This is a genomic window from Scytonema sp. PCC 10023, from assembly GCF_963920835.1.
Classification (GTDB): Bacteria; Cyanobacteriota; Cyanobacteriia; order Cyanobacteriales; family Nostocaceae; genus Kalymmatonema.
The window spans coordinates 81,085-97,482 of record NZ_CAWUDP010000033.1; the positions used below are offsets into that span (position 1 = coordinate 81,085).

General features: G+C 43.3%; 15 protein-coding genes and 1 pseudogene. 8 read left to right on the top strand and 8 right to left on the bottom strand.

Annotated features, from left to right (window positions below; translation table 11 throughout):
- Window positions 1–162: 162 nt before the first annotated feature.
- From ACM0OZ_RS20720 to ACM0OZ_RS20740, 5 genes are all read right to left on the bottom strand, one after another.
- On the bottom strand, window positions 163–2,157 hold the full coding sequence (locus ACM0OZ_RS20720; protein ID WP_414584695.1) for an N-acetylmuramoyl-L-alanine amidase: 1,995 nt from the start codon (window positions 2,155–2,157) through the stop codon (window positions 163–165).
- A gap of 197 nt (window positions 2,158–2,354) precedes the next feature.
- Window positions 2,355–2,480, bottom strand: a complete 126-nt coding sequence (locus ACM0OZ_RS20725) for a hypothetical protein (protein ID WP_272937151.1) — start codon at window positions 2,478–2,480, stop codon at window positions 2,355–2,357.
- A gap of 1,040 nt (window positions 2,481–3,520) precedes the next feature.
- Window positions 3,521–4,948 (bottom strand): cation:proton antiporter, encoded by a 1,428-nt coding sequence (locus ACM0OZ_RS20730; protein WP_414584697.1) that lies wholly within the window; start codon window positions 4,946–4,948, stop codon window positions 3,521–3,523.
- A gap of 103 nt (window positions 4,949–5,051) precedes the next feature.
- Window positions 5,052–6,203 carry an IS200/IS605 family element RNA-guided endonuclease TnpB gene (gene tnpB, locus ACM0OZ_RS20735; RefSeq protein ID WP_414584698.1) on the bottom strand — a complete coding sequence of 384 codons (1,152 nt, stop codon included), beginning with the start codon at window positions 6,201–6,203 and terminating at the stop codon, window positions 5,052–5,054.
- A gap of 196 nt (window positions 6,204–6,399) precedes the next feature.
- Window positions 6,400–6,813 (bottom strand): EVE domain-containing protein, encoded by a 414-nt coding sequence (locus ACM0OZ_RS20740; RefSeq protein ID WP_414584700.1) that lies wholly within the window; start codon window positions 6,811–6,813, stop codon window positions 6,400–6,402.
- 327 nt (window positions 6,814–7,140) lie between these two features.
- Between ACM0OZ_RS20740 and ACM0OZ_RS20745 the strand changes: the two genes are divergently transcribed.
- Entirely contained in the window at window positions 7,141–7,893 is a 753-nt protein-coding gene (locus ACM0OZ_RS20745) for an SIMPL domain-containing protein (protein ID WP_414584701.1), read from the top strand.
- Between the two features lie 119 nt (window positions 7,894–8,012).
- Here ACM0OZ_RS20745 and ACM0OZ_RS20750 read toward each other — a convergent pair whose 3' ends face one another.
- Window positions 8,013–8,375: a single-stranded DNA-binding protein gene (locus ACM0OZ_RS20750; RefSeq protein ID WP_414584702.1), complete on the bottom strand. Its 363-nt coding sequence runs from the start codon at window positions 8,373–8,375 to the stop codon at window positions 8,013–8,015.
- A gap of 368 nt (window positions 8,376–8,743) precedes the next feature.
- Between ACM0OZ_RS20750 and ACM0OZ_RS20755 the strand changes: the two genes are divergently transcribed.
- The 4 genes from ACM0OZ_RS20755 to ribD all read left to right on the top strand — a co-directional run bounded on the left by ACM0OZ_RS20755 (window position 8,744) and on the right by ribD (window position 12,843).
- On the top strand, window positions 8,744–9,751 hold the full coding sequence (locus tag ACM0OZ_RS20755; protein ID WP_096565983.1) for a rod shape-determining protein: 1,008 nt from the start codon (window positions 8,744–8,746) through the stop codon (window positions 9,749–9,751).
- Window positions 9,752–9,832: 81 nt separating this feature from the next.
- Complete coding sequence (gene mreC, locus ACM0OZ_RS20760; protein ID WP_414584703.1) at window positions 9,833–10,627, top strand: rod shape-determining protein MreC; 795 nt, start codon at window positions 9,833–9,835, stop codon at window positions 10,625–10,627.
- A 142-nt stretch (window positions 10,628–10,769) separates the two neighbouring features.
- Window positions 10,770–11,387: a rod shape-determining protein MreD gene (mreD, locus tag ACM0OZ_RS20765; RefSeq protein WP_414584704.1), complete on the top strand. Its 618-nt coding sequence runs from the start codon at window positions 10,770–10,772 to the stop codon at window positions 11,385–11,387.
- Between the two features lie 280 nt (window positions 11,388–11,667).
- A complete protein-coding gene (gene ribD, locus ACM0OZ_RS20770) occupies window positions 11,668–12,843 on the top strand; it encodes a bifunctional diaminohydroxyphosphoribosylaminopyrimidine deaminase/5-amino-6-(5-phosphoribosylamino)uracil reductase RibD (RefSeq protein ID WP_414584705.1) in 1,176 nt (391 codons plus the stop codon).
- Between the two features lie 58 nt (window positions 12,844–12,901).
- Here the strand turns inward: ribD and ACM0OZ_RS20775 are convergent, their stop codons facing one another.
- Window positions 12,902–13,120 (bottom strand): hypothetical protein, encoded by a 219-nt coding sequence (locus tag ACM0OZ_RS20775; protein ID WP_414584706.1) that lies wholly within the window; start codon window positions 13,118–13,120, stop codon window positions 12,902–12,904.
- A 427-nt stretch (window positions 13,121–13,547) separates the two neighbouring features.
- Window positions 13,548–13,856: a TRADD-N-associated membrane domain-containing protein gene (locus tag ACM0OZ_RS20780; protein WP_414584707.1), complete on the bottom strand. Its 309-nt coding sequence runs from the start codon at window positions 13,854–13,856 to the stop codon at window positions 13,548–13,550.
- A gap of 231 nt (window positions 13,857–14,087) precedes the next feature.
- Here ACM0OZ_RS20780 and ACM0OZ_RS20785 point away from each other — a divergent pair, with 231 nt between their 5' ends.
- From ACM0OZ_RS20785 to ACM0OZ_RS20795, 3 genes and pseudogenes are all read left to right on the top strand, one after another.
- Window positions 14,088–14,447, top strand: coding sequence for a hypothetical protein (locus ACM0OZ_RS20785; protein WP_414584708.1), 360 nt, complete (start codon window positions 14,088–14,090; stop codon window positions 14,445–14,447).
- Window positions 14,448–15,554 carry an AAA family ATPase gene (locus ACM0OZ_RS20790; protein WP_414584717.1) on the top strand — a complete coding sequence of 369 codons (1,107 nt, stop codon included), beginning with the start codon at window positions 14,448–14,450 and terminating at the stop codon, window positions 15,552–15,554. It begins immediately after the preceding gene.
- Window positions 15,547–16,398: pseudogene (locus tag ACM0OZ_RS20795) on the top strand (hypothetical protein); the annotation flags it as partial. The gene ACM0OZ_RS20790 and the pseudogene ACM0OZ_RS20795, both read left to right, overlap by 8 nt.

Sequence of the window (16,398 nt, forward strand, 5' to 3'; positions counted from 1 at the left end):
TCAAGAGTCAAAAGTAACTTTTAACTCTGAACTCCTGGATTGTTGAGAACTTTGATGAAAAAGGCGAAAAAAGCGTTGCGAGGTTTCGATTCGCAAGCTATTTTTCTAGACAGGGCAATTACTGACGGGTGTCTGCTTATGTATGATGGCATCTAAATTGTTTTATTTTTGCTTTAAGTACTGGATGACACCACGAGCGATCGCCTCTGCCATTTGATTTTGATACAGTTTGTTTGGCAGTTTACTGGCGTCCTCTCGACCAGTTAAATAGCCTGCCTCTACCAAAATTGCGGGCATAGAATTTTTTCTAAGGACGTAGAATCTGGCTTTACGCACGCCACGATCTCTCACATTGACACTTCGGAGAATGCTGTTATGAACGATACGAGCGAGACCCAGACCACTGTCATAATAATAGGTTTCTAAACCACTCACCTCCGGACGATCCGCACCTGCTGAGTTAGCGTGGACACTGACAAACACATCAGCATTGGTGCGCTCTGCTATGTCAACCCGTCCTTGCAGGGTCACGAAATAGTCAGAATCCCGAGTTAGCACTGCTTGCAGTCCATTTTGCTGCAAAATTTCTGCTACCCTTTTGCCAATAGGCAAAATAATATCTTTCTCCCGAATTCCCCCAATACCGAGTGCTCCAGAATCTTTACCACCATGTCCTGGATCAACGACGATAACGACTTTTCCCTTAACACGGGGATTACGGGCTGGCGGCTTGGTTGCTGTCGTTCTTGATGCCAAAGGTTGCGGATTTGGTCGTGGTATGGCGGGTAAAGCAATTGGGGGTGTGATTGAACGAGTACGCTCTAATCCTAAAGAGAAAACCTGACCGCTCAATTGGTTGATTTGCCCGATTCGTACGTTTGCTGCTGGTTGGACGTAGACAACAACAGTACGGGAGTCTTGTTGTTGTAGACGTACGCGCAGCACAGGGCTACTAGCATCAAAATTTGGACCTTTGACGGCACTAGCCAATTTAGCATTGGGAATCGTGATGCGGTATAGACCAGATGATTTATCCCAAGCAGTCTTAGCAGGTGATAGACGTTGGTCTCCTCTAATCAGCAGTTGCGTACCACCAGCAGCTAGCTCTACAGACCCAATTGTGGAGATTTCGTTGCTTGTTGGTACTTCTATAACAGCGTTAGCAACATTGCCTGATGAGGTGTCAGAATCATCGTTTTTGGGCAAGTTACTTGCATAACGAGTCGGTAGAACGACCAAACCACTAGAACTACCAGAACTGCTTGTGCTGATGCGCCAGTCAGGGGTATCTTTGTCTACCCGCAGTGTCATCCGGACAGCAGGTGGTGTCTTTTGCAGTTGATTAAATTCAACACGGTTGACACCATGCTTATTTATAGAGCGATCGCGATCGCCAAAATTGGGTGACAAAGTGGCACCAGGAATGTCAATAAAGATAGTCTTGCGATCGCGGCTGCGAATCACCTGAGTCACAGGATTCCCACCATTGGTGCGGACAAAAAAACCGTCTCCTGTGACTTGTACGCTCTCAACTTGAATCGTTCTTTCTGCGATGACAACAGCTTTAGAAAACTCAGGTTTTTTCTCAGTTTCAGAGTCTATTGTGACTACGCTATAAGCATTTCTTGGGGAAGAGATGACGACTTCATTTTTTGTTGCTGGGGTTTTTGTTCCTGAAGATGGGGGACTTGAGGCGACTTCCTCAGCTTGTGTTCCTGAGGTTTTTGTTCCTGGGGATGGGGGGCTTGAGGCAACTCCTTCAGCTTGTGGCGTTGGTAATTGTACCATCCACCGACTGGCAGTTTTCCCTTCAAACTTCACCTGCTTCGGGTCGAGGGTATAACCTGGACTCAGTTCGACGACTATACGAGTTGTTTGTCGATCAAATTGACCAACACGAACAGAGCGAATGGCACCGCCTACTGACTGCGTCAACTGCGGACGCCCAAAATCAGTTCCTGGCAGATCAATAACCAATCGCGTGGGGTTGAAGACGAGTTGCGCCTGGGGTTGAACCGAACCTTGAGTGTTGATTTCCAATCGGTTTTGATTGGCATCAAAACGCCAGGATTGCAGTTTCGCTGCTTGAGCAGGCGACGATACCATCAAGAAACTAGTCGTTACAAAAGTACCAGGTAGTAACCAGTGGGTTTTCACAGTGTTTTCTCCTGATTCGTATTTATGAGAGCCGTCATGATTTGAGAAGCACCCAAAACATAAAACCCAGAACGAGAGAATTCAGTTGTCAGTTATCAGTTATCAGTTATCAGTTATCCAATCACTGTGTACTGTTTACTGCCGCTGGTATTGGGTTGAGTTCTGAGTTCTTTGTTGGTCAAAGTTTCGGTAAATCCTCACACTATCACCGCCCACACTTTAGCTTTGGTGCCACAAGCATCATTTTCTGCTCTAATAAAGACACTGTTATAGTGGTTATTTTTTGGATACAATCCGACTTGGGCGATAGGAAAGCGTACCATTTACCTAATACTTATTAAAGTTTTACCATTAAGAGTAGATGTTGTTCTGTATTAATCCTTATCAGGAACTTAAATGACTTAGTGGGGTCAAATTCTAGCACGTTGCTAATAGTCTTTCATGCCGATATGGCATTTCAGATTTTTAGAACTTGGATCTTAGATTGTAGATTGTATTTTGACTGATTAATTGCCGTTTTTTTTTGACTTTCACTAGTCTTGCTCAATCTAAAATTTAAAATCTTAAAGCATTAGTCAATTCCAGCAAATGCATGAATAAAGTCTAGAAGAGAAGAATGAAGGAAAAAATAGTTTGTACTTAACTTCATACTTCACTTTTTTGTCTTCAATTCATACTTCATATTACTCTTGCAGAAAGCTGCCCTCCGGAGAGCGCTTTCGTGTAGAGGTTTATCCCTTTTGGGAAGTGTTTGTGGCGTCTACACACTTCATCCTTCACAAAGGGATTTTTTGTGTTGTGTGATTTTTGGTAGTTAATGCACCAATTGATAATGCTGCTACTGTTTCCTGATGTGGTGTTAACTTGTGGGTGCACCTGTTTAATTGCTAGACAAATATCCAAGGTTGGATGGGTGAGCGAGGAGGAAGATAGAACAAAAATAACATTTCCAATGTTGGTTGTGTTTAAAGAAAACTCCTGAAAATTTTAATTTTAGGGGACGAAAATTTAGAGATAAAAGTTTCCATTGGTAATGGAAAAGTTACAAACTATTCATATTGGCAATTGATCAGAACAACCTACAGTTCTAAGTACAGACGCTGTAAATATTGCGTCTGTACTCTAGTAGTCTTTACGTCACATCAACTTTGCCTGGTAAGTAGTAACCATTAAGCATGGTTGAATAGAGCGCTTATTGGTTACTACTCAGATCTTGCACCCAACAAGAGCCAGAGGCTCTAATATCTCGTTACCAGGTTGAACCTGGTAACGAGGGTTTGGACGGCGACGCAATGTCACTGTTACAACTCTTGCAAGATCTCAGTTACTACATACTTCAAAGCAGTGGCACAACACTAAACTTTTATTTAGTGTCCTGAGAATCAGGTGATTCCATGACCAAGGATTTTCCGGAAGAATCATCTAAAATCAGTTGCTCTGTTGCTGTAGCTGGCATTTCTGGTTCTGGGAATACGAACCGCAAAAGGGGAGGCGCTAGAAAGGTTGTCAGGATGACCATCATAATAATTGCCGCCTCCAAAGGTTTTGAGAGAATGCCAATCGAGGAGCCGATGCCAAGAAACACCAATCCTACCTCGCCTCTGGGAATCATTCCTACACCAATTGCCAAGCGGTTAATTTGAGGTTGACCAAACACACTAAAGCCAGTGACGAGTTTACCAAGGATAGCGACGACAATCAGGAAAATCGCCATCACCAAACCTTCCCGGTTGCTAGGAATTGCTGGGTTTAAAACTCCTAAATCAGTTTTTGCGCCAACAGTCACAAAGAAAATCGGCACCAGCATATCAGCAATAGGGATAACTTGCTTTTGCAGTTCTACACGCTCATCTGTTTCGTCTAAGACTAAACCAGCGGCAAAAGAACCTAAAATTGCCTCTAATTGGATGGCAGCAGCAAAGTATGCCATCATAAAGGCAAAGATGAACGCTGGTATCACTAATCCACCACGAGTTTTTAGTTTGCTAGCAATTGCTACAAAAGTCTTACTGAAGATATTTCCAAGGACAATTGCGCCCAACAGGAAACTACTGGCACTGATGATCAAATAAATGACTTTACCAACATCCACTGAGCCTTCTTTTGCAAGACTTGCTACCACCGCCAAAACGATAATTCCCAGTACATCGTCAATAACAGCAGCGCCGAGAATAATTTGCCCTTCTTTTGAATTGAGACGCCCGAGTTCTGACAGTACCTTGGAAGTGATACCAATACTTGTAGCAGTCAAAGCTGCACCTGCAAAAATCGCTGGTATAGCTGGAATGCCAAACAAAGTCATCAACCCTACAGTACCAGCAGTAAAGGGTACCACCACCCCCACCACTGCTACCACAAGTGCTTGAACACCAACCGCCATCAAGTCTTTGATGTTTGATTCCAAACCAATTTCAAATAGCAGAATGATGACTCCCAGTTCTGACAAAACGGAAATCACCTCAGACTGCGCTGTAAAAACAGCATCAGCGGCGTCTGGAGTGAGACCAGCAGTGGTTTGAAGGAAGGTCATGATCAGAGAGCTAGAACTATCTGCCCCGCCTTCTGGAAACACCAACAGATGTAGGACAGAAATGCCTACCACTACACCACCGACTAATTCCCCCAAGACAGGCGGTAAACCAAAGCGGCTTAATAATTCCCCACCGACCTTGCTAGCGAGGTAAATGACGACTATACTGAGCAGTACCGCTGCCAGCACCAGTGAACTATCTGCTGTTTCTGTTGCGGTTGCCAACAAAGGTAATGAGAAGGTTATTGTATCTAAGTGCATCGGTTATTTTGGAAAACCCTTCCCTTTAATTTACAAGTTTGTTGAAAGCAACTATCGTGAAGTACCCCTAGTTTCGCTTCGCTCCACTAGGGGCTTCCTGACCTCACCCACTAATGCGAGTGATACCCAGTCTTGCAACTGGCTGTTCAGGCGTAAATTTCCCCTCTCCCAGGGGTATTTTTGACTCAGAGAACAACATTAAGTTAAGGGCAGCATTGATATCACGATCCCAGAAACTCTTGCATTCTGGGCACTCCCATTCACGAATAGCAAGAGTTAGTTCATTGTTGATGTAGCCACAATTAGAACACCTTTTAGAACTAGGGAAAAATCTATCTACATAGCGAATCTCACAACCGTAGATGTCTCCTTTGTATTCCAACATTGTAAGGAAGTTACCCCACGCCACATCACAAAGACGCTTTGCCAACTTACGATTTTTTACCATACCTTTGATGTTTAAGCTTTCCACTGATATTGCTTGGTTCTCGCAAGTCAATTTCAAGCTGATTTTGTGTTGGTAATCTTGTCGTTGGTTTTGCACCTTAGCGTGAATTTTGGCGACTCTTAATCTTGCCTTATTTCTATTAATTGACCCTTTCTGCTTTCTGCTTAATCTCCTCTGTCTAATTTTGAGCCGACGTAAAGACTTCTGAAAATATTTTGGGTTCTCAAACTTCTCGCCAGATGAAGTAATAGCAAATTCCTTGAGTCCTAAATCCAGACCTATCTTGTTCCCGTTCAATGGTGCATGAGCTATATCTTGTTCAGTAACAATTGAAGCGTAGTATTTACCAGACGGAGTTTTAGAGATGGTTACATTCTTTGGGGTTCCTAATATTTCCCGATGAATCACCATTTTGATAGGTGTCATCTTTGGTAGTTTCAGAAACCCATTTTCATCTATTGAAAAGTGCTGTGGCACTCTGAACGATTGCCGATTACTTCTCTTTTTAAAGTTTGGAAATCCTCCTAGCTTTTTGAAAAATCGTGTGAATGCAGACTCTAAATCTTTCAGGGTTTGTTGTAGTGACTGGGAATTAACTTCGGTGAGCCATTCAAATTCAGATTTCAAACTAACCAGTAGTTTTGCCCACTCGTTGTAGCGCAGAGACTTTTTAGATTCTGCGTAAACGTCTGTTGTCACTTTTAAAAAGTGGTTGTAGACGAATCTAGAGCAACCAAAACACTTTGCCAGAAATGCCGATTGCTCATTGTTAGGATAGATTCTGAATTTGTATGCTTTGTTTCCCATGACCTAGACTCTACAACACTTATCTTTTTCGTGTCAATTAGTTAAGTGTTCTAGCTCCTGACAAAAGCTTTCATGAGGCAGTGCGTCCTTGGGGGTTCCCCCCGTTGTAGCAACTGCCGTCCCCCAAGCTTCACTTTGTTTCGCTTGGGGTCTTCCCGCCAGGAATGATAAACGCGCTATAGAAAGCATTGATCAATTAACTCATGCCACTTGTTAATTGCAGAAGGCGCTGCCAATGAGGCTCTGATACTGGCACTACAGATAGTCTTGTCAGGCGTAGTAAGTCAAAACCTTCAAAATTTCCGTCCTGCTTAATTTGGGTCAGCGTTATCGGCTCTTCTACTCTTCGTACGGCTCGCACCTGAACAACAACCCGTTTGGCATCATCTAATTTTGGGTCGGGGTAAGGTTGACTGACGACCTGGGCTACACCTATGACTCGCCGTTCTTTGCCTGTGTGATAAATAAGCGCCAAATCACCAATTTCCATCGTCCGCAGATGCTTGAGAGCTAATGAATTGCTAACTCCTTCCCAAACTGTAGTGCCATCTCGTTCTAAATCGCAGTAGGAATACTCTTCTGGTTCTGTCTTTAGCAGCCAGTATGCCACAAATATTCTCCTTCAATTGTTTACAGTTAACAGTTGACGGTTAACTGTCAATAGTAAACAGTCAACGGTTCGCCAATAACTATTTTTTAGTTTCTAAAAATGTAACTGCTCTGACTATTGACTATAGTCATGTCAAAGTAAAAACATATCTTCTGTATGGACGCAGTGTTATTAACTGTGTCTTTAAGGAGAAGCTAGGGAGTGTGAGTTGTGAGTTGTGTGTTGTTAGCGATGAGTGGTTGGTTGTTGGTGACAGCTAACCGCTCTTGACTTCCCACGACTTACCTAATCTGTATAAATTAATCATTTTTAGAGGAGTGAAGTTTTATGAATACAGATGCTGTGTCTGGTTCTCAGTTAAATGCTGGGAACTGGTGGAAAATTCTATCTTTAGCCTTGCTTATATGTGTTATTTGTACGCAGCCTACTTTGGCGCAACAGAAAGAGAGGATGTTGCGTACTCTAAATGTCAATGGTCGTGGAATCGAGACAATTCCTACAACTCTGTCTCAAGTTAGTTTGGGGGTGGAGGTTCAGGGGAAAACAGCACAGGAGGTACAACAAGAGGCTGCTCGCAGGTCCGAAGCTGTGGTAGCTTTATTAAAGAGCCGTAATGTGGAAAAATTACAAACAACTGGTATTACTCTTAACCCAATTTATAGTTACACCAATAACGTGCAGCGTATCACAGGGTATGGTGCTTCCAATGTTGTGAGTTTTCGCATTCCCACTGACCGCGCTGGAACTCTGTTAGATGAAGCCGTCAAAGCTGGTGCGACTCAAATTAGCGGCATTAGTTTTGTGGCTAGCGATGAAGCGATCGCCAAAGCAAGACAACAAGCATTAACAGAAGCTACCCAAGATGCTCAACAACAAGCTCAAGCTGTTTTAAGTGCTTTGGGTTTTCAGCCTAAGGAAGTGGTCGGTATTGAGGTGAATGGTGCTAGTTCACCTCCGCCACCGCCACGACCTCTGTTGCGTGCTGAATCTGCTAAGCTAGCTTCCCAAGACGCTTCCACCCCTATAGTTGGAGGTGAGCAACAGGTGGAAGCTACGGTGACTTTGCAAATTAGTTATTGAAAAGAACTCAGGACTCAGGAGTCAGTACTCAGAAGGATTTTTGAGGAGTGAAACTTCCTGTATTGATTTCTCTAAATATTCTCAATTCTGAGTTCTGTGTTCTGAGTTCTCTTCCATACTTAAAAATTCTCAGAGTTCATATCTACTCCAGCTTCTTCCGCATCCCGTTTAGAACCCAATAATTGCAGTTGATCCACGAGGATAACGGGTGTGGAGCGATTTGCTCCTGTGGCGCGATCGCTCCAAGTATCAAATTTTAAGGAACCTTTGACGGCGATTTGTTTGCCTTTACGCACGTAATCACCAGCCACCTGCGCTGTTTTTCCCCATAATTCTAGATTGAACCAATCAGTATGTTCGTTGTCTCTTGTGCGCCGATTGACCGCCAATGTTAATTTACACTTAACGCTACCTGACTCGAAATACTTCATATCCGGGTCAGTTCCTACACGACCGATCAGGGTAACGATATTTATGCTCATGTGCGTTTTTTGCAGTACAAACGTACTTGTATTGTGAATACCATAATAGCGAATTGCTAGACGACTAGCAGAAGGTTAAATAAAAAACAATTATCATTACCTAGATAAATGATATAAATTAGTCTGATGAAACTCCAAAACGATACGGATACGTTTATGCAGTCGGAGAATATAAAACAGTAGAAGCTTGAGACTGGTTAAAGATTCTAAAAAGAATATATAAAAACATAATCTACTTTACTAGACTCAGGTCAACAAAAGTAATAGAATCCTGCACAATTCTCAATAACAGTAGAAGTTAAAAAGTATTTAATTAGGGGGCGTAGAGACGCGTGGGCCTTTTTAGTAAGTTTTCCTTATCGCGGGATATGGGTATCGACCTCGGTACCGCTAACACCCTCGTTTATGTATCAGGTAAAGGCATTGTTCTCCAAGAACCTTCTGTAGTGGCGATTGACCAAAACGAAAAGGTAGCGCTAGCAGTTGGAGAAGAGGCAAAAAAAATGCTCGGTCGGACACCTGGGAATGTGATTGCGCTGCGCCCCTTGCGCGATGGTGTAATCGCTGACTTCGATACAGCCGAGCTGATGCTCAAAAGCTTTATCCAGAGAGTAAATGAGGGCAAATCCCTAGTATTACCTAGAATTGTCATTGGTATTCCCAGTGGAGTCACAGGGGTAGAAAGAAGAGCAGTCATGGATGCTGCTACTCAAGCTGGTGCAAGAGAAGTTTATTTAATTGATGAGCCTGTGGCTGCAGCAATCGGGGCAGGATTACCCGTCGCTGAACCAACAGGTAATATGATTATCGATATTGGTGGTGGCACAACAGAAGTTGCTGTCTTGAGTCTTCAAGGGACAGTAATTTCTGAATCAGTACGCATTGCTGGAGATGAACTGACTGAAGCCATCATGCAGTATCTGAAAAAAGTTCATAATTTAGTGATAGGCGAACGTACTGCTGAGGACATCAAAATTCGCATTGGGTCGGCATATCCCACTCATGATGATGATGATGCCATGATGGAAGTCCGAGGCTTGCACCTGCTTTCTGGTCTACCGCGAACAGTCACAATCAAGGGACCAGAAATTCGTGAAAGTATGGCAGAACCGCTGTCGGTGATTATTGAAGCGGTGAAGCGGACTTTGGAACGTACACCTCCAGAATTGGCAGCAGACATTATTGACCGAGGAATTATGCTAGCTGGCGGAGGTGCCCTGCTGAAAGGATTGGATACCCTGATAAGTCATGAAACCGGAATTGTGACACACATTGCCGCTGACCCATTAAGCTGTGTTGTATTGGGAACAGGTCGGGTGTTAGAAAATTTCAAGCAGTTGGAAAGGGTTTTCAGCGGACGTTCTCGCAATTTATAGCAAAAACTGCGCAATATCAGATATTGGGTTCAATATAGAATCCAATATCCTTAGTAATGTTACGGCTAGAAAAGGTTTCTTATGTTTACGGCACGTCGGTGGTGGGAGAGCAAAGGGTTACAAATAGGGTTGCTAGGTGTAATAGTTGGGAGTGCTTGGGTACTTAGACAGACTCAAGGTGCGCTTCTGTTTGAGGTATACCAGAGTGTGACTCGTCCAATCCAAATGTTGCAGACAGCACCACCTCAAGAAGAACGCTTTAGGGATGCTCGGTTGTTAGAACTGCAAACCCGGGTAGTAGAACTGGAAAGCCAAAATAAAAAGTTAAAACAGTTATTACGCTATGTGGAAAAGGAACCTCTCGCATCGCGCCCAATTCCAGCGCGAGTGACGGGACGTGGTGCTGACAACTGGTGGCAACAAGTCACCCTCAATCGTGGCAGCCTTGCAGGTATCCAAGAAGGTTATGTTGTCAAGGCTGATGGTGGATTGGTGGGTCTAATAGAAAGTGTGAGTCCCAATACCAGCCGCGTACTGTTAATTAGTGACCTCAAGAGTCAAGTGGGTGTCACAGTCAGTCGCACAGGAGCAAAGGGTGTTTTGCGGGGAGATTCTTCTGCTGATGCAGTTCTGGAATTTTATGAAAAAGTCCCAAATGTGAAACCTGGAGACGTGGTTGCCACATCTACCTATAGTAAGAAGTTTCCTTCGGGATTGGCTGTAGGACGGGTGAAGTCGTTGGATTTGAAGAAACTTCCAGCATCTGTGGCGAAGGTGGAACTTTTTCCGCCGATACGCTCTTTGGATTGGGTGACAGTGTATCCGAAGGCAGAAAACCAGCAGTCACAAAATATCGGTTCGGCAAAACCACAATAAGAAAAACACAGTATACAGAACTCAGAATTCAGAATTGCTGCAGAGTATGTGCTAGAGCTTTCAAAGAATAAAGAATCTTATTATTTATTCTCGGTTTTGACTCCTGAGTTCTTTAAAATAATCATGAAAATTCTTAGGAAAAATGAGGATTCCGGAATCACGGGGTAATAAACACAAAAAGCCAAAATCGCCAAAGCGAAAGTCCAGAATTCAAATCAGCCCCCTTTCTCGTTGGCATCCGCGCTTACGTCTGGCGACTGATTGGGCGATAACGGTTGGCTCAGTGCTGCTCTGCTTACTGATGCTGCTCATCCGTTTCCCCGGTATGGAATTATTGGGAATTGGACCAAACTGGTTGTTGATTTGGGTGGTTGCTTGGAGTGTCAAGCGCACAGCCTTTCAAGGCGTATTTGCAGGTGTTGTATTAGGGCTACTTCAAGATTCTATGACATCACCTGACCCAACTCATGCTCTGAGTTTGGGGGTGGTAGGAGGTCTGACTGGCATGCTACAGAAGCAGCGTTTTATACAAGAAGACTTTATTTCTATTGCCTTAATTGTGTTTGCTATGGCAGTGTTGTCAGAGACAATTTTTGCATGGCAATTGATTTTAATGGGCGATCGCAATCCAGCAGACATTTGGGCATACTTCCAGAAAGTCGCTCTTGCCTCTGCGATTCTCAGTAGCCTGTGGGCACCAGTGGTTTATTTTCCTTTAAAGCGTTGGTGGCTGCGGCTAAAATTGGCGGAACAGTCATGAACAATTCAAAATTAAAAAGTCAAATTTCAAAATGTTCTAACCAAGAACCAAGTGCGGAGTGTGGATAATCTGGGTTTAAACCCCCAGAAAAGAGTGAGTGAGGAGTGAGGAGTCACATAAGTTGATCCTCACTCCTAAATTTTTTTGGAATTTCAGTATCCTCTGGCAAGATGGATTCAAGCTAGAGTTATGTGAAATCGCAATCATCACAGAAGCTGGTTTAAATTGAAACAGTTTTCTGCAGCTAGCGTACAAAATATTCACTCTGTTGCTAGAAATTATGGATAATTCGCCAGTGGTCGAACCAGATGCTTTTGTTGTGGAGTCAGGATTTGAGGATGATTCAAACCGGAAGCAAACAGTAGGAACTGACTTTGACCGCGCTATGATGCAGCGGTGTTTGGAACTCGCCCGCCGCGCCTTAGGACGCACCTCGCCAAATCCGATGGTAGGGGCGGTGATTGTCAAAGATGGAGAGATTGTTGGGGAGGGGTTTCATCCGCGTGTTGGTGAACCGCATGCAGAAGTTTTTGCCCTAAAGGCAGCAGGGGATCGCGCTCGTGGAGCTACCATTTACGTTAGCCTGGAACCGTGCAATCACTACGGACGCACTCCCCCTTGTTCAGAAGCGTTGGTAGCTGCTGCGGTTGCCAAGGTGGTGGTGGGGATGGTTGATCCCAATCCACTTGTCGCTGGCGGTGGTATCGCCCGTTTACGCGCTGCGGGAATAGAAGTGCTGGTGGGCGTGGAAGAAGAAGCTTGTAAGAAGCTCAATGAAGGCTTTGTCCATCGGATTCTTCATCATCGACCTTTTGGTATTTTGAAATATGCCATGACTTTGGATGGTAAAATTGCTACGACCACAGGTCATAGTGCTTGGGTGACAAATCAAGATGCCCGTAGCGAAGTTCATCAACTGCGAGCAGCTTGTGATGCCATCATTGTTGGTGGAAATACCGTCAGACAAGATAATCCTTATTTAACGAGCCATCGTCAAGAGGCACATAATCCTCTACGGGTGGTGATGAGCCGCACTCTTAACTTACCGGAAAAGGCTCACCTATGGGAAACCGCAGAGGCTCCCACTTTGGTTTTGACAGAAAAAGGAGCTAACGCGGATTTTCAAGAACTGTTGCGGAACCAAGGAGTGGAAGTGGTGGAGTTAACACCACTCGCACCAGATCAGGTGATGGCGTACTTATACGAGCGGGGATTTTGCAGCGTATTGTGGGAGTGCGGTGGTATCTTAGCTGCGAGAGCGATCGCCCAAGGAGCAGTGCAAAAAGTCCTTGCTTTTATTGCTCCCAAAATCATTGGTGGTAGTAATGCCCCTACACCAGTAGGTGACTTGGGCTTTACCACCATGACTGAGGCGTTGTCCTTAGAACGTGTAGCGATACGCGTTGTTGGTTCCGACTGTTTAGTAGAAGGTTATTTGCCGCAAAAAAGTCTTTAGTCTAGAGTTAATAGTCCTGAGTCAAATAATTCTTGACTCTTGACTAGTTATCTCGTAACTACGAATACTGACGTTCTTGGGCAATATCACGGATAAGCGCCACCCGGGATTGGATGTAGTCACTGAGGAAATCGGTTTCATGACAATCTAGCAAAGCTTGGGTTTTGATTTGTTTTACCAACCACTGCACCAAGCTAGCATCATCGAGCTGCAAGAGCGTCTTAGCTTGCGCGGTTTCCACCACAGACCAAAGCTGACGCATAATTTTGGGAGTCATTAGACCTCCATTGAAAGTTAGCCTAGCTGTTTTCAGGATACACAATTCTGTCGAGGCTTCCGGTGTGAATGTAGAAGCTGACACAAGTGTTATTGGAAACTTAATATATTGAGTTATAAATTGATAATGATTTAGAATCAAGAACTTCAAGTAACATTTGAATAAAAATTTATGTTATTGTGCGCTACAAAGTCTTGACTTTTTGCTGTTATTGTTTTATGTCTCAACTATGTGTAGTTAGGTCTGTTTTCTTAACCTAACTGCTAGTGGTTGCAAGTGCAAGATTATGAACAACTAGATTCCCGACTTCTTCAAGAAGTCGGGAATCTGAATGTATTGATGCTAGAGGCGATCGCTTTGCGTCATCGCCCAAAGGATAATCGCATCTCTATTTAAGCCCGAAAACGCGAAATAGCGATTTCCGGGGTTATTTTGGTAAGTTGTCTATCATCTCGCCCAGTTCTTCTTTTGCATCTTTGGCAAACTTCACACTGCTAATACTGGCGAGAATTCCTGCTCCTGCGGTGAGGCTGGCTTCTGGTACTTTATTTAAATAGAGAAGCGCCACACCAGATAATGTCATCATTGCAGATGCTGCGGTTACGCCCAAAGCAAGGTTGAAGGTGAGACGTGCTTGGCGTAGTAATTCTTCAATTATTTTTTGTTCTATTTTATTTTCGGCTTGGTTGGAATTGGGTTGCTCGTTATTTTGGTGTTTTTTGAAAATATTGAACATGGCTAAAAACTCCTGTAAGTTCTGTTTGCTGTTTTTGGTTTGTCTTCCATATTCACCATGTTCACATTACTTCTCGTGAATTTAGTCTTGACAAGGTATAAACCGATGTATAAGAGAAGTATGTATAACAGAAGTATAAGCAAAGTATAAAATAAGTCTAAAAATAAATTCTTTTATAGCTTTTTAGTAAGATTTTATTTATGATTAAAAATAAAAATTGATACAGCTATTATGTTTGAAAATATGAAATGGGAAGATTTTCTCAAGGAAGAAGCTGGTATACATGGATTATCCAGTGACCAAGAAGAAACTTTATTAGCGGCATTCCCTAAACTAAATGAGCAAAGAAATCAAAAGCAGCTTGTAACAGAATTATGTATAGCAGAACCTACGGTGAAAAGTAGGCTAGCAGGAATTTACGAAAAATTTAAATCTACTTGTCCGCAGCTTGCACAGCAAAATGGTGCAGGTAAGCTAAAAGTTCTTCACGATGAATATCTAAAAAAGAAGTATTTTCGGCGTAATGGTCAAATAGTTGATAATCAACCAGGATATAATTCATTATCATATCCAATAGAATTTGAGCGATAAATCAAAGACAAAACAGAGTCATTTTGTGGTAGAGAATTTGTCTTTGATGCTATTAAAGAGTTTTTCAGCAACAACCCCAATGGCTACTTCACTGTTGTAGGTGATGCAGGCATGGGGAAAAGTGCGCTCGCCGCCAAGTACGTATTGGAAAAGCCAGAAGCGATTTGCTTTTTTAATGTTCGGGCTGAGGGGATGAATCGCCCGGAATTGTTCCTGAAAAAAATTCGCCAACAATTGATGAGTCGTTACCAGTTACAGGATGCAGCAGATGCTGATTTATCAACTTTGCTGACCAAAGCTAGCGAAAAAATTACTGCTGGTGAACGCTTGGTAATTGTTGTTGATGCACTGGATGAAGTTGACCAAGAATCGACCGGAAACCTTTTATATTTGCCTACTATTCTTCCAGAAAGGGTTTATTTTCTGCTGACAAGACGGCCGTATAACCAGAATGAGAAAAGGTTGAATTTGTCACCCACTGTTCCTACCAAGGAATTAGATTTGAGAAACTACGCCGAAAGGAGTAGCCAGGATGTGAAAGAGTATATTTGGCTATTGCTCAATGATGGAGAATATAAACAGGATTTGAGTCAGTGGATTCAAAAGCAAAATCATGTTTCTACTGCTGATTTTGTGGAAGAAATAGCGGCAAAAAGTGAAAATAATTTTATGTATTTGCGCTGGGTTTTGCCAGCAATAGCTAAAGGTTTTTATGAAAATAAACCTTTGGATGAATTACCTGTAGGTTTACAAGGATATTATTACAGCCACTGGGAAATCATGGGCATGACAACCAAGCCTTTACCGAAAAATAAAATCAAGATTGTCTATGTTATGTGTGCGCTACGTAGCGCTGCTTCCCGTGAAGTGATTGCTAAATACTCTAAGCAGAATGAGTTGACTGTGGAGGATGTTTTTGATGATAAATGGGCGCAGTTTTTACAGAAACAGGAAAATTATCAACCACCGCGTTACAGGTTTTATCACGAAAGTTTCCGAGATTTTTTGCATCGCCAGGATATTGTGCAAGCGGCGGGGGTGAATTTACCAGATATCAGCGCTGAAGTTGCCGATAATATGACAAAAGGACTTGCTGGTTATGAGTAATCTTCGCACCTGGTTAGCAGAAAAGTCACCGGAAGAAAGAGAACATTTCTTGGGTGAAATTCCACGTTTGTGGTTAGAAGGTCGCCAAGTTAATAAATTCTGCCGTCTGTTGAATGATTTTGAGTTTATAGAAGCAAAAATTAATCATCCTCAATTTGGCGTGCTGGCGCTGATAGAAGATTATGATTTGATTGATGATTCAGAATTATTAACTCACCCAGAATACGACTCCAAAACTGTTGAAGCGCTAAGATTAATTCAAGGGGCATTGCGGCTTTCGGCACATATTTTAATTCAAGATACAAACCAACTAGCAGGGCAATTGTCAGGGCGTTTGCTGCGCTTTGATGCACCAGAAATTCAAGGGTTACTGCAACAAATACCGCAAACCAAAACTCCTTGCTTGCGTACTTTGACAGCTAGCTTCACTCCTCCTGGTGGTGCGTTAGTTCGCACCCTTAGCGGTCATAGTGACAAGGTGAATGCAGTCGCCGTTACCCGGGATGGCAAGTACGTGATTTCTGGTTCTGCTGCAACACTCAAAGTCTGGGATTTGGACTCTGGTGAAGAAAAGTTTACTCTGGCGGACCGTTATAGTCACTGGGCTGATGCAGTTGCTGTCACCCCGGATGGCAAGTACGTGATTTCTGGTTCGCACAAAACAATTAAAGTCTGGGATTTGGACTCTGGTGAAGAAAAGTTTACTCTCGACGGTCATAGTGGCTGGGTGAATGCAGTCGCCGTCACCAGCGATGGCAAGTACGTGATTTCTGGTTCGCGTGACTCTACACTCAAAGTCTGGGATTTGGAATCTCGTAAAGTAAAGTTTACTCTGCGCGGTCAT

What these genes read in the sequence shown, in the direction of transcription:
- mreD (WP_414584704.1), top strand. Translation starts at nt 10,770, where the DNA reads ATGAGGATTCCGGAATCACGGGGTAATAAACACAAAAAGCCAAAATCG.
- ACM0OZ_RS20730 (WP_414584697.1), bottom strand. Translation starts at nt 4,948, where the DNA reads ATGCACTTAGATACAATAACCTTCTCATTACCTTTGTTGGCAACCGCA.
- ACM0OZ_RS20755 (WP_096565983.1), top strand. Translation starts at nt 8,744, where the DNA reads ATGGGTATCGACCTCGGTACCGCTAACACCCTCGTTTATGTATCAGGT.
- ACM0OZ_RS20750 (WP_414584702.1), bottom strand. Translation starts at nt 8,375, where the DNA reads ATGAGCATAAATATCGTTACCCTGATCGGTCGTGTAGGAACTGACCCG.
- ACM0OZ_RS20745 (WP_414584701.1), top strand. Translation starts at nt 7,141, where the DNA reads ATGAATACAGATGCTGTGTCTGGTTCTCAGTTAAATGCTGGGAACTGG.
- ACM0OZ_RS20785 (WP_414584708.1), top strand. Translation starts at nt 14,088, where the DNA reads ATGTTTGAAAATATGAAATGGGAAGATTTTCTCAAGGAAGAAGCTGGT.
- tnpB (WP_414584698.1), bottom strand. Translation starts at nt 6,203, where the DNA reads ATGGGAAACAAAGCATACAAATTCAGAATCTATCCTAACAATGAGCAA.
- ACM0OZ_RS20780 (WP_414584707.1), bottom strand. Translation starts at nt 13,856, where the DNA reads ATGTTCAATATTTTCAAAAAACACCAAAATAACGAGCAACCCAATTCC.
- ACM0OZ_RS20725 (WP_272937151.1), bottom strand. Translation starts at nt 2,480, where the DNA reads ATGGTACGCTTTCCTATCGCCCAAGTCGGATTGTATCCAAAAAATAAC.
- ACM0OZ_RS20775 (WP_414584706.1), bottom strand. Translation starts at nt 13,120, where the DNA reads ATGACTCCCAAAATTATGCGTCAGCTTTGGTCTGTGGTGGAAACCGCG.
- mreC (WP_414584703.1), top strand. Translation starts at nt 9,833, where the DNA reads ATGTTTACGGCACGTCGGTGGTGGGAGAGCAAAGGGTTACAAATAGGG.
- ribD (WP_414584705.1), top strand. Translation starts at nt 11,668, where the DNA reads ATGGATAATTCGCCAGTGGTCGAACCAGATGCTTTTGTTGTGGAGTCA.